Origin of the sequence: Spiroplasma endosymbiont of Cantharis lateralis (genome assembly GCF_964030855.1) — a bacterium.
Classification (GTDB): domain Bacteria; phylum Bacillota_I; class Bacilli_A; order Mycoplasmatales; family Mycoplasmataceae; genus Spiroplasma_A.
The window spans coordinates 97,623-112,117 of sequence record NZ_CAXIQF010000003.1; the positions used below are offsets into that span (position 1 = coordinate 97,623).

The 14,495-nt window shown below is 24.4% G+C and carries 10 protein-coding genes; all 10 read left to right on the forward strand.

Annotated elements, in window-relative coordinates:
* The 10 genes from parC to AAHM99_RS00990 all read left to right on the forward strand — a co-directional run bounded on the left by parC (position 1) and on the right by AAHM99_RS00990 (position 14,490).
* Positions 1-2,868: a DNA topoisomerase IV subunit A gene (gene parC, locus AAHM99_RS00945; protein ID WP_342274927.1), complete on the forward strand. Its 2,868-nt coding sequence runs from the start codon at positions 1-3 to the stop codon at positions 2,866-2,868.
* Between the two features lie 72 nt (positions 2,869-2,940).
* Complete coding sequence (locus AAHM99_RS00950; protein WP_342274928.1) at positions 2,941-5,151, forward strand: AAA family ATPase; 2,211 nt, start codon at positions 2,941-2,943, stop codon at positions 5,149-5,151.
* Positions 5,152-5,225: 74 nt separating this feature from the next.
* A complete protein-coding gene (nagA, locus tag AAHM99_RS00955; protein ID WP_342274929.1) occupies positions 5,226-6,368 on the forward strand; it encodes an N-acetylglucosamine-6-phosphate deacetylase in 1,143 nt (380 codons plus the stop codon).
* A complete protein-coding gene (locus AAHM99_RS00960; RefSeq protein ID WP_342274930.1) occupies positions 6,358-6,936 on the forward strand; it encodes a hypothetical protein in 579 nt (192 codons plus the stop codon). Before nagA ends, AAHM99_RS00960 begins: the two co-directional genes overlap by 11 nt.
* On the forward strand, positions 6,929-7,909 hold the full coding sequence (locus tag AAHM99_RS00965) for a Gfo/Idh/MocA family protein (protein WP_342274931.1): 981 nt from the start codon (positions 6,929-6,931) through the stop codon (positions 7,907-7,909). Before AAHM99_RS00960 ends, AAHM99_RS00965 begins: the two co-directional genes overlap by 8 nt.
* Position 7,910: 1 nt before the next feature.
* Positions 7,911-8,573, forward strand: coding sequence for a deoxyribose-phosphate aldolase (gene deoC / locus AAHM99_RS00970; RefSeq protein ID WP_342274932.1), 663 nt, complete (start codon positions 7,911-7,913; stop codon positions 8,571-8,573).
* Between the two features lie 168 nt (positions 8,574-8,741).
* Positions 8,742-9,410, forward strand: coding sequence for an ATP-binding cassette domain-containing protein (locus AAHM99_RS00975; protein ID WP_339031038.1), 669 nt, complete (start codon positions 8,742-8,744; stop codon positions 9,408-9,410).
* Positions 9,403-10,125: an ABC transporter permease gene (locus AAHM99_RS00980; protein WP_342274933.1), complete on the forward strand. Its 723-nt coding sequence runs from the start codon at positions 9,403-9,405 to the stop codon at positions 10,123-10,125. Before AAHM99_RS00975 ends, AAHM99_RS00980 begins: the two co-directional genes overlap by 8 nt.
* Positions 10,126-10,482: 357 nt before the next feature.
* On the forward strand, positions 10,483-12,636 hold the full coding sequence (locus AAHM99_RS00985; RefSeq protein ID WP_342274934.1) for a hypothetical protein: 2,154 nt from the start codon (positions 10,483-10,485) through the stop codon (positions 12,634-12,636).
* Positions 12,637-12,693: 57 nt separating this feature from the next.
* Positions 12,694-14,490 carry a PTS transporter subunit EIIC gene (locus AAHM99_RS00990; protein ID WP_342274935.1) on the forward strand — a complete coding sequence of 599 codons (1,797 nt, stop codon included), beginning with the start codon at positions 12,694-12,696 and terminating at the stop codon, positions 14,488-14,490.
* Positions 14,491-14,495 lie beyond the last annotated feature (5 nt).

The following is a 14,495-nucleotide window of genomic DNA, read 5'->3' on the forward strand; positions in this document are numbered from 1 at the left end:
ATGTCAAATAATAAAGAAGAAAAAGGAATAATTAATTTCGCGCTTGAAGACTTAATGGGTGATCGATTTGGAAGATATGCTAAGTATATTATTCAAGAAAGAGCCTTACCTGATGTAAGAGATGGTTTAAAGCCAGTACAAAGACGTATTTTATTTACAATGAACGAAATAAATTTAACTCATGACAGAGCTTATAAAAAATCTGCTCGTGTGGTTGGAGATGTTATTGGTAAATATCACCCTCATGGAGATACATCTGTTTATGATGCTTTAGTTCGTATGAGTCAACCATGAAAATTAAATATTCCTTTAGTTGATATGCACGGTAATAATGGTTCTATCGATGGCGATAGTGCTGCTGCTATGCGTTATACTGAAACAAGACTTGCTAAAATATCAAGTATTATTTTAGCTGATTTGCAAAAAAATACAGTTCTTTTTGCACCAAACTATGATGATTCTGAAAGAGAACCAACAGTTTTACCAGGATATTTTCCAAATATCCTGGTAAATGGTGCAACAGGAATTGCTGCTGGTTATGCAACAAATATGCCTCCTCATAATAGTATTGAAATAATAGATGCAGTTATTGCAACTATTAAAAACCCCAAAATAAAATTAAGTGATATTTCAAAAATTGTTAAAGGACCAGACTTCCCAACAGGGGGAATTGTTATGGGCCAAGAAGGAATTGACTCTGCATTTGCAACTGGTAAAGGAAGAGTAATTGTTCAATCAAAAATTCATAGAGAAGGTGACAATCTTGTTATTGATGAAATTCCTTATGAAATTATTAAACAAGATCTTGTTAAAAAAATGGGAGATGTTGTTGATGCAAATCCTCATTTAGAAGTAAAAGAAGTTCGCGATGAAACTGATAGAACTGGTTTAAGAATAGTAATTGAACTTTCTCCTAAAGCTGATTACGAAATTACAAGAAAATTTTTATTAAAAAATACTCCTTTACAAATTTCATATAACTATAATAATGTTGTTATTGTTGAAAAACAACCAAAACAGTTAGGAATAATTGATATTATTACTGCTTATATCAAGCATTACAAAGAAATTTTTTCAAGAAAAACTAAATTTGATTTAGAGAAAGCAGAAAAAAGATTAGAAATTATTGAAGGTTTAATTAAAGCAATTTCAATTCTTGATGAAGTTATTAAGATAATTAGACATTCATCAAATAGAAGTGATGCTATTCTAAACTTAATTGAAAAATATCAATTTAGTGAGACTCAAGCAATAGCAATTGTTGATTTAAGACTATATAGATTAACTTCAACTGATATTGTTAAATTGGAAGAAGAGAAAAAAGAATTATCATCTTTAATTGAAGGTTATAAAGCAATTTTAGGTGATGCTAAAGTTCTTGATCAAAAAGTAATTGAACAGTTGACAGCAACTAAAAAAGAATTTGGTGTTCCAAGAAGAAGTCAAGTTGTTAGTGAAATTGAAAATATTGAAGTTGAAATTAAAAAAACAATTGTTCAAAAGGACTATACAATTTGAATTTCACAAGACGGTTATTTAAAAGCAATTGAAGATTCTCAATTGGGAAAAAACTCAATGGAAGATTTCAAACGTAAACCAAATGATATTTGAATTTCACAAGTTCCAGCATCAAGTTTAGATTTTATTTTACTTGTATCAAGTGCAGGAACATATTATTCAATTCCTGTTTATAAAATTATTCCAAGTAAATGAAAAGAAATTGGAATGCATATAAATAAAGTTGCAACAATTTCTGGAAATGAAAGAATTCTTGCTGCATTTGTTGTTAAACAATTTAAAAATGCAAAACAAGAAATACTTTTAGCAACTAAAAAGGGAATGATAAAACGTACACCAGTTGAAGATTTAGAAACTAAAATGTTTTCAAAACCTTTTAGAATTATTAAATTACAAAATGGAGATGAACTTGTATCAGCTTCACTTGTAACTTCAAAAACAAAATCTGCAACAATGTTAACAAGAACTGGTTTTGCTGTTAGATATGATATCGCTGAGATACCTTCAGCAGGTCCTAATGCAAAAGGAGTTAAGTCAACTGTAGTAAAAGATGAAGATATTGTTGCTGGTAAAGCATTTGGTAATGGTGATGTTTTAATCATTACAAATAAAGGAAATGTTAAAAAAATTAAGCAAGATCATGTTCCAATTATGGCGAGACCAAAAAGAGGAGTTAGATTATATCCTTGAAATAAAAAACGTGATGAATTTGCGACATTCTTATATAACATTCAAACAAATGATATTTTAAATATTTTAGATGAAGAAGATAATTTAATACAATTAAATGTTAAAAACTTTAAATTTGCTGACTTAGAAGATGTACCAGAAGATTTAGATATGGCTGAAATAATTACAACAACTTTAGAAAAATCATTCATTATTAATAATAATGATGTACCACCAACTCCAAAAGGTGGAGATGATGAAGAACCAAAGAAAGTTGTGAATGTAAAAAAGCAGTTAGCCGCTAAAAAAACAGCGGTTAATAAAATTGAAAAATCAAAAAATCTAAATAGTGAAGTTGAAGATGAAGTAATTTTTGATAAAGTTGAAGATGAAGTAATCCTTAATGAACTTGAAAATGAAATAGTTCTTGATGAAGTTGAAGATGAAATAATTCTTGATGAAGTTGAAAATGAAATAATTCTTGATGAAGTTGAAAATGAAATAATTCTTGAGGAAGTTGAGAATGAAATAGTTCTTGATGAAGTTGAAGAAGAAATAATATCTGAAGAGTTTCAAGAAGAAATGATCAAGGAATCAAGAGAATCTAATGAAAGTAAAAAAGTAAGTATTAGTGATGAAGAAACTAGTGAACTTAAATTAGATTTAGAAGACTTAATTTAGAAACACTTTATGTGTTTTTTTATTTTAATTATGATTAAATTAATATAATTTTTATTTTAGAAAGTAAGAAACATGAAACAATACAAAGGTAAAGTGTCAAAATTTATTTTTAAATCAGATAATGGCTATGCGATAGCAATTTTTGTTTTGTTTAGCGATGAAAAAAAATCAATTGTAATAACAGGACCAATTGGCATGATGAAAATTGGTATTATTTATGAAGTTAGTGGAGAAGAAGTTGATGATACAAAAAGAAATCAAAAAAGTTTATCAATAAAAAGTTTTAGTCAAGTCAAAACTTTTGATCAAGATGGTTTAATTAAGTATCTAAGTTCACCAATTTTTCCAACAGTTGGAAAAAATTTAGCAAAAAATATTGTTGAATATTTTAAAGATGATGTTTTTGCAAAAATAATGAATAATAAAGCTGAGTTATTTAATATAAAAGATATGACACAAGCAAAAGCAGAAATAATTTATGATGTAGTCATTTCAAAATTTGGTGATACAAAAATTTTGGATATATTTGTGGAAAATAATTTAAAAATAGAATTTTTAAATTTATTGCAAAAGGAAGAAGAAGATATTAATTTTATTGAACAAATTTTAAGAGAAGATTTTTATAGTTATGCAAATGAAAAAGGAATGCAACCATTTTATGAAGTTGACAGAGTCTGTACAACTTTTGGTATGGAAGAAAATGATGAAAAAAGAGTTTCTTGATTTGCAAATGAGTTTGTAAAAGAAATTCTTTTTAAAGAGGGTAATACTTTTACTGATATAAATCAGCTGCTTAAAAAAATGAAAACACATTTTAATTTAAGTGATGAAGAAATTAAAAACAAACTTCTTTATGCAAAAAATCAAAAAATTATTTATTTTAAAAATCAAAAAATATATACTAAAGAGAGTTATGAAAATGAACAATTTATTGCAAAAGAATTATTTGATTTGTTAAATAGAACTAACTATTTAAAAAAAGAATTTAACTTTGAAGAAAAATTAGAGGAAGTTGAAAATTTTATTTCTACTAGAAGTGGAATTAAAAATTTTAAATATAATAACGAACAAGTAGAAGCAATTAAAAATTTTATGGAAAATGATATTTCAATAATAACAGGAGGACCTGGCACTGGTAAGACAACAGTTATTACTGGAATTGTAAAAATGTATGAACTAGTCTATAACGATAATAATTTTGCGCTAACTGCGCCAACTGGTAGAGCAGCTGGAAAAATAAAAGATGACTCAGGATACAAAACTTCAACAATTCATAGATTATTGCAATATTCTGGTAATGATATTTTTGAAGCAAATGAATCTAAACCAATATTTAAAAACTTAGTTGTTATTGATGAATGTTCAATGATAGATAATCATTTATTTGCTTCGCTTTTAAGAGGAGTAAAGGGTATTAAAAAAATGCTATTAGTAGGAGATGTTGAGCAACTACCAAGTGTTAATTATGGTAATCTTTATGAAGATTTAATTGTTAGCAATTATTTTAAAACAACAAGACTTATTAAAAATAATCGACAATTAAATAGTGAAGGAGAGATTAATTCTATTATTGAACTTTCAGATGCAATTAAAAATGAAACTATTAATAATTTTAATTTTGAAAATACTTCAAATGTTAAGTTCACTTTTTCAAAGGACTATGATCATGTTGTCAATATTTTAAAAGAAACGTATAGTAATTTAAATCCAACAAATATTGAAGATCAATTAAATGATTTGCAAATTATTGCTCCAATGTATAAAGAAAATTTAGGTATTGATTATTTAAATAGCATTATTCAAAGTTTAGTTAATCCTTCAAAATCAAAAGCTTATAAAAGATATGATTTAGAGTTTAGAGTAAATGATAAAGTTATGTATATTGAAAATGACCCAATCTATGAACTTTCAAATGGAGATGTAGGCTATATTAAAGAATTAAATTTCATTGGTGATAAATTAAAAACTGCAAAGATAGTTTTTAACGAAAGAGAAATAGAAATGGGATTAAGTTCATTTCAAAAAGTTAAATTGAGCTATGCTTGTTCAATTCATAAAACTCAAGGAAGTGAATATAAAAATACAATTATTATTTTAGATGGAAATAATAGAAACTCTAATTTTATACTTAATAAGAAAATGTTGTATACTGCTATTACCAGAGCAAAACAAAATCTGTTTATAATTTCAGATCAGTTACTCTTTATAAAAGCTTGTAATAGGAACCCAAAACCAAGATTAACTACTTTAAAAGAAGCAATTATGTTATTAAAAGAGCAATAAAATCTTGAATTATTTAATTTCTTTAATAAAGTTTTCACTTTTTGACTTAAAATATAGTTGTTAGGAGCTAAAATATGATTATAAAGAATGCTAAAATTGTAATTGAGAATGAAGTAATTGAAAATGGTTGATTAGAAATAGAAAATAAAATTATTAAATCGATTAATAAGGGTAAAACTAATTTGGAAGGTATTGATATTAAAGGTAATTGACTCTTACCTGGATTTATTGACTGTCATGTTCATGGTGGTTATGGTTACGACTTTGAGAATGGTACGATAAGCGCTTTTGAAAATTTCTCAAAAAATGTATCAAAAGAGGGTATTACAAGTTATGTTCAAGCAAGTGTTACCAATTCTAAGGAAAATAATATTAAGTATTTAAAAGAATTTAGTAAATTCATGGATAATCAAAAGTTAGGGTCAAAATGTTTGGGTTTACATATGGAAGGTCCTTTCATATCAAAAGAAAAAAAAGGAGCACATGAAGTTTCTTTATTAACAAATCCAAATATTGACTATTTAAAAGAGTTAGTTAAAGCATCAAATGATAGTATAAGAATTATGACTTATGCAGCTGACTTACAAGATGGTAGTTTTACCAAGTATTTATTAGAAAATAATATTTTACCAAGTGTTGGTCATACAAACATGAGTTTTGCTCAATGTGAAAAAGATTATGAAATTGGTTTTAGACATGTAACTCATTTATTTAATGGAATGAGTGGAGTTAGTCAATATGAACCAGGACTTGCAACTTTTAGTTTATATAAAGATGATATTTTATGTGAAGTAATTACCGATGGAATTCATATTGAAAAAGATACTTTAAAATTAATTTATAAGATTAAAGGAGCAGAAAATATTTGCATTATAACAGATGCTATGAATGCTAAAGGATTAGATGACGGTGAATATAAATTAGGAAATTTAGAAGTAATTAAAAAGGGAATGAGAGTTTCATTAAAAGATACTGGTGTTTTAGCAGGAGCAGGAGCGACTTATGATTTTAATATTAGAGTAATGCTTGAAGCTAATCCTGAAATTCAAATGACAGAATTAATTAAAATGACTTCAATCAATATTGCAAAGCAATTAAAAATTTTTAATGAGCGAGGAAGTATTGAAAAAAATAAATTTGCTGATTTAGTTGTTCTAAATAAAAATTTAGAAGTTTTAAAAACATTTGTAGAAGGTGAAAAGGTTTATGAAAAATAAAGTTAATCCAAGAAGTTTTACTATGATAAAATTCTTATTAACTTTAGGATTAATTTTTAATTATTCAATTTCATTAATATCATTTATTAATGTTTTTAAAAGTGATGGACAAAATTTATTAATAGATAACAAAACCTATATTGCAATTCAGATTTTATTATTATTATCAGCTATTGCAAGTTTATTAATTTTCTTTTTTGTTAGAAGAAATGTTAACAAAAAATTAAACTATAATTATATTAGAAGAGAAAAAATTCAAATACTTTTATGTTCAATATTTATTTTAACTATTTTTATTCTTTCAATTATTGATATTGTAACTATATTCTTTGTTTCAAAAAATATTTATGTAATGGTTATAATATTTATTATAGTTCAATTAATTTTAGGAGTAGTTATTTCAATACTAGAAAGCTTTTCAAGGTTATCAGAACAAGTAATTGCAAATAAATTATGGTTTGAACAAGAGGATAAAATTAAACTCAAAGTTAGTAAAGAAAAATCAAAAGTAATAGAAAAAGATGATGAGGATTTTAATCCATTTATGCAGGAGGAAGAACATGATTAAGTTTGGAACAATTGGTACTTCAAAAATTACACAACAGTTTATAAGTGCTGCTGTAAAAAATCCAAATTGTAAAGTTGTATGTTGTTATTCAAGAGACAAGACTAGAGCAAAAGATTTTATTCGTGATCATAAGCTATATGCTAGAGCTGTTGATAATTTTGATCAAATGTTAGATGAAGTTGATGCAGTTTATATTGCCTCACCAAATGGCTTGCATTATGAGCAATCTAAATATTTTTTAACACAACAAAAACATGTTTTACTTGAAAAACCATTGACACTATCTTTTGAACAAGCACTTGAGATAGCAGAGATTGCAAAAAGAAATAATGTTTTCTTAATGGAAGCTTATAAAACATTTCACTGTCCGCAAATTTCTCATTTATTTAAGTTTGTTAAAAGCTATCAACCATTTATTGCTAATTTAAATTTAAATCGCTATTCTTCAAGAATGGCTCAAGTTAAAATGGGACAATATGATTCAGTTTTTGATTCAAAACTTGGAAAGGGTTCAACTTATGATATGTTAATTTATCCAGTTGAATTAAGCATTGCTCTTTTTGGACCAGTTATTGAAGTTAAATCAATGGGTCAAAGACTTGGTAATGGAAGTGGGATGAATGATTGTGTTATTTTAAAACATGATAGTGATGTTTTAACAAATATAGTTTGTAGTAAAGCAAGTAGGGGAATAATTGAAAATGAGTTACTATCAGATATTGCAACTATGACGTTTAAAAATGTTATAGAATTAGAAGAAATAAATGTTTATAAAACAAATTCAAATGAAGCCGAAGTAATTCATAAAACGGAAAATGATAAAGATTTATTTGAATATGAAATATCAGTTTTCTTAAAAATGATAGCTGAAAATGATTTTAATTTAAGAGATTATTTATTAGATATTAGTTGTGAAACAATAAGAGTTTTAAATCTTGTTGAAAAAAATCAAGAAAAACCAGGAGAAATTTAAGATGAAATTAAATAAGTATATTGATCATACTTTATTAAAAGCGGATGCTAAAAAAGTTGAAATAGAAAGATTATGTATTGAAGCAAAAGAATATGACTTTGCAACAGTTTGTATTAATCCAAGTCATATAATTTATGCAAAATCTTTATTAAAAGGAAGTAATGTTGGTATAACAACTGTTGTGGGATTTCCATTAGGAGCAACAACAAGTGAAGTAAAAGCATTTGAAACAAAACAAGCAATTGAAAATGGTGCAAGTGAAATCGATATGGTAATAAATGTAGGAGCAGTAAAAGATGCTAATTGAGATTTGGTTTTAAATGACATGGTTGCTGTAAAAAAAGCAGCACCAAATAATTGTGTAAAAGTAATTTTAGAAAATTGTTTATTGACACAAGAAGAAATTATTAAATGTTGTGAATTAGCATTGAAAGCAAATTTAGAATTTGTAAAAACCTCAACAGGTTTTTCATCAGGAGGTGCTACTTTTAAAGATGTTTCATTAATGAAGTCAATTGTAAAAGATAATGCAAAAGTTAAAGCAGCTGGTGGAGTTAGAACATATGATGATGCTATACAAATGATTGAAAATGGTGCGTCACGTTTAGGAACAAGTGGTGGAGTTGCAATCGTTAAAGGTGAAGAACATAAGACTGGGTATTAAAATTAATAATTAAAATAAAACTTTTAACATAAAGTTTTATTTTTTTATTTTAATAAAGTTTTAATTATTTAATTTCTTTATGTTTTAAAATTATGTATCATTGGCATTATTTTTAATTGCTAAAAACATTTTCAATAACAATCTAATCATTAGAGAAGGAGAGAGAAAATGATTAAGTTAACTAAGCTTAAGTATTATTATAAAAAAAATAAAGTTCTTGATATTGAAAGTTTTATTATTAATGATGGTGAAAGAATAGCATTTATGGGATTAAATGGTGCAGGTAAAACAACTCTTGTAGAATTAATTTTAAATCTAAAAAATTCATATAAAGGAAATTTTTATTGTGATAAAAAATATATTTATAATGCTGTTTTTCAAGATTCAAATTTTAATACAGACATTAGTTTAAAGGATATTTTTTATTTATATTGCAAATTATATAAAATTAGTTTGGATCATAATAAATATTTTAATAATTTTGAATTAAAAGAAATTATGAATAATAAGTTTAAAAAAATTTCAGCAGGTCAACAACAAAAATTTAAATTCTTAATTGCTTTATTAAATAAACCTAATTTCTTAGTCTTGGATGAAATTTCAACTTCACTTGATTACAAATGAAGAATTAAAATAATTAATATTATTTATAATTATGTTTATCAAAATAATGAAATTAATTTATTATTAGTCTCACATAATCCTGAGGAAGTTGCAAAAATTTGTAATAGAGTTATTTTTTTAGAAAAGGGAAAAATTATCAGAGACTTTAAATTAGAAGGAAACTACCAGGAAAGAGTAAAAATATTAGAAGAGATGGTTAAAGAAGATGTTTAAAGTTGAACTTTTAAGAGTTATAAAAACTCCAATTAATTGAATTTTTTCTGTGGTTTTTCCTATTGCATTAATAATAATTTTTGGACTATTACTTGGAAGGGAATATTTGCATTATGGAGTAATAGGAATAATATTGTTAATATCTTTAACTGGAACAATTATTCCTATAAGTATTTATTTTTGTTCAGATAAAGTTGAAAAAAGAATTAAGCATTATTTAATCATTCAAGGGGCGATAAAAAGATATACTATTGCCTTATACTTAGTTAATTTAATTATATTTATCTTTGTTTCTTTGATAATTTTTTTAATTACAATATTGCTTTTTAAAGTAAATATTAATTATAAAGCTATTTTAATGCTATTAACATTTCCAATTATTTCTTATTCATTAGCTTTTATGATAGTTATAATTTTGGGATCTTTGGTTACTTCTATTAACTCTATAATTCCTTTTTCAATGCTATTATTCTATGTATTTTTGTTTTTATCAGGTTTAGTTATTCCATTGCAAAGTTTAATGGAAGAAAATCAAAATTTCTATTATATAGAAGTATTAACTCCTTTTGGATGTTTATATATGTTCTACAGTCATGTTGTTGGATCAATAGAATTATCTACAACAAAATTACTAATTGCTGGATTTGTAATTTTGGGTTGAATAGTGACTTTAAGTTATTTTTTGTATCTTTCATTAAAAACATTCAAAAAATAAGCAAATTTACTTATTTAAAAGGAAAGTATATTAATAAATTAAATAAATGGTGAAAAATTTATACTCTATCTCATATTAACTTAAATAGAGAATTATTAAGATAATATTAAATACTGCTAAAAACTTAAAATAAATAGCTAAAAAAGGGTAAATTTTGGCTAATTTAGCTTAATTTAGTCAAAAATAACAATTTTATTTATCAATTAACTTAAATTAAAACTTTTTTTTTTTTTTTTGATATTTATAAATAATTAATTAAAAGTCATAATTTATATAAAGTCATAAGGAAAGGTTTTAATAAAAAGGCATTTTTTTTGATATAATATAGGTAATATTTGTATTTCAGGGGGGTTATCAATGAAAAAGTACGGATTTGAAATGGATGATTATAATTTACCAAGTTCAATCAGAAAGAGAATTGATGATTTAGTTGAATTAAATATAAATCCTTCAACTATAAACCTTATTACAACTGAATTTTCTTCTTCAAGTGAAGAAACAAAAGAAAATATTGGCAGATACATAACAAAACTTTTAGAAATAGAAGATTTTATTATTTATCAAAATAGTAAAAAAAGTGGTGGTTCAAACTTAAAACAAGATTTAAATTCGCAAAAGCGTCATTCTAATCTATTAATAATTCAACAAATTTTTCAAAAAAAGCAAACTAATGGAGAGGCATTAAGAAAGAAATATCAAACAATTAATAATATTTCTGAAAATTTGCATAGTTTTACTGGTTCTATGGAAGAAATAAATAAAATGCAAGATATTGCTAGCAAAAAATTAAAAATTCAGATGGCTATTCAAAAAGAACAAGAAAAAATAAAGTTAGCTCAAAAACAATATGAAATAGCTAAGTTTGAAGATGATGAAATTACCCAAGAGTTAAAATTAAATATTGCTAAATTTGCAAATAATAGATTAAAAAAAATATCAAATGCTATAACTACTTATAAAACTATTGATAAAATTCCTGATGAAATTATAGAGGAAAATTTTTATAATGATGAGAGTGAATTTGATTATAAAGAAATGGCTCATGAGCTTTGTAATTTAGATGAAAGTGAATTCAACTCTGAAATTCTAAAAACAATAGAAATTAATCTTGAAACATTTTTTGATGTTCCTGGATTTGATGACTATCAAGAAGAAATGATTAATATGAACAGATCTAGATATACACAAGAATATAGAAATAAATCAGAGAAAAGAGAACTAAAAAAAGCACAAGATTTAGAAAATAGTTTAAAAGATAATAAAATTACTCATCAAGTTGAGAAAAAAGTTGAAAGCAATATTGATAATCAAGTAATCTATAACAGTATTGAACAAAATCACTCAACAGTTAAAAAAGAAATTAAAAATAATAAGGATTCACAAGAATTTATACTTAATGAAAACAAAAATACTGAAAGTAAATTGAATAAAAACTCTAAAGAAAGTAATAATCTTACAGAACCAAATGTAATTATTAAAGAAATTAATAACTATTTATTTGAAAATAAAAATAATAGAGAACTTATTACAGGTAATAAATTTCAAAAAGATCTTGAACTTTCTGAAGCTGGAGAAAAAAATAATATCTTATTATTTGAAGCTAATTCTGAAAAAATTATTAAAAAAATTAAAAAGAAAGCAAGAGCTAAAGATAGACAAATTGAGAAGTTAATTAGAGAAAATGAGTTCCTTCATAAAGAACTTACTAAATTAAGAGAAGAAAGAAAAATTTCTGAATTAAGAGAACTGGAAAATAGAAAAAGAAAACTTAATGAAAATTTTGAAGATACTATTAAAAAAGAAAAAAGAAAAATTGAAACTACTTTTCAAATTCTTGAGAGAAAATGAAGGGCAGAAACAATTAATAGGTCCTTAAATTCAAAACAAAAAGCTTTTAGAGTAGTAAATTCTATTAAAGAAAAATCAAAACTTTTACAAGAACCGGACAATAGCTTACAAGTAATCATAGAAAATAAAAATGTTGAGCAACTAAAAGATAAAAAAGAGAATAATACAGTAAATAAGAAAAACTCAACTAATAAAAATAAAGTTATTAATTATAATTCAGAAAACATTGTTGAAAACAAGAGTGGAGTAAATAATTTAACAGAAAATAAAATGTTAAGTCAAAAACAAACTGTTAATAATAACTCAGAAATTAGTGTTGAAAATAACACAAATAACTTGGTAAATAATACAAAAGAGATTACAGTTACAACAACCAATACAAATAAAAATCAAAGTAAGATAGTTAATTCAAAAAGAAATAATTCAAAAGAAATAATTGTTAATCAAAAAATATCTTTTGCAAATAAAAATAATTTTTCAACTGAATTAAAAAATCAAAATCAATATGAGGGTGATGAAAAAAGGATTTTATATTTAGAAAGCAGAAAAAATTTAAATATAATAACAAAAGATGAAGCAAAAGAGTTAGAGCTTAAAAAGAAAAAAAATCATCATACTTCATCTAAAATAGTTTTAAGTAAGTATAAATTAGTTAAAAGATAGGTTGATTAACATATCTTTTTTTTATGCTAAAATAACCATATAAAAGGCGGAAAAGTCATGGAAAATTACCAAACTCAATTTAGAGGATTTGATATATCATGATATACAAAAAATAAAACAAAAAGTTTCTTGAAAAAATTAGGAACTAGTTTTGGTTTTGTAATTATTTTAATGCCTATTTTTGGAATTATTTTATCGATTGGAAATGCTACAAAAGTAGATCTACTAATTAATATCGGCAATATTTTATTTTCAAATATTGGTATTTGATTTGCACTAGCAATTATTATAGGTTTTACTTCAAATAAGGGAGTTGCTGTTTATTGTGGGATTTTATCTTATTTAGTCTTTAATGTTTTTATTTGAGCTTCAATTAAAGATAATTCAGTCAATAAAAACTTATTTGATATTTGATTTTGAAAGGACTTGCAAAAAAATCTCTATCTTTCAAAATTATTTTTTGGTGGTTTAGAAACATTTAATTCTGGAGTTATTGGTGGTATTCTTGTTGGAACCTATGTTACATTTATTTATAAGAAGTTTAAAGATATAAATTTACCAAAGGGTTTAGAATTTTTTGCTAAAGAAAGATTTGTAATAATTTTAACTATTATTTTTTCAATGGTTTTTGCTTCTTTTTTTATAATAGTATGACCAATATTTGGTTATGTTTTGTCCATGATGGGAAGTGTTGTTGCCAAATCACCAATTGGATTAGATGCTTTTATATTTAGAACAATACAAAGAATGTTAATACCATTTGGCTCAAATTTACTTTGACAATCGCCAATGTGATATACCCAAGTAGGTGGAGATTTAAATTCATATCAACAAGACTTATTAATTCAATATCTTTTAAGAGAATCAAATGGTGAAAATCTAGCTATTGTAACTGAACTTTTAAATATTAAAGAAAAGGGATTCGGACAAGAAGAAATTACTACTATTTTTAAAAATTATTTAGGAGAGAATGATTTTAAATTAATTGAAAATCGAATCAATATTTGATTTAAAGAAACTGAAAGTATTTTTCAATCAAATCCAAGTGGAGATCAAATTATTTGAAATATTGTTTCAACTAATAAATATATTACCGTTGATGATTGTTGAAATGTTGGTTTAAGAGTAAGTAGATTTATTTCAGGAGGTTATATAAATTCAATTTTTATTCTGCCAACTTTATCACTAACTTTGTTATTAATGACACCAAAAGGGGAAAAAAGATCAAAAATGGGCATTTACATTACAGCTGCTTTAACAGCTATGCTTGTAGGAGTAACAGAACCTGTAGAATATCTATTTTGTTATTCAATGCCTTTATTTTATTTTGCTATTTATTGTCCTTTAAATGGTATTTTAGCAATGTTAACCTCGTTGTTTAAAGTTAAACTAGGAACATCATTTTCAACTGGTATTTTTGATTTTATATTAAGTGGTATTATTCCAACTGCAAATGGAGTAAATACAAAAATATGAATAATTCCAATAGTAGGAGTTATTGCAAGTATCTTTATATTTATTGTTGCCTTCTTTTGATTTAAGAAATTTAATAGAGAAGAAAATAATGATATTATAAATGCTAAGTTATTGAGAGATTCAATTTATAAATTAATTGAAGATTTTGGAGGAATAAAAAATATTCTTAGTTATCACTTAACTCAAAAAGACTTAACTATTAAATTTAAAAACAGTAATAATGCTATAAACTTATTCGATTATTTTGAAAAAATTGAAAAAAAAGAAGATACTATGATTTTTTCAATCTTTGATAACAATAAAGAAAAGATTGAAATATTAAATTTTATTATTTCAAATAAAAATAAGAAAAAAATATTTAAAAAAGAACTTCAATAGTTCTT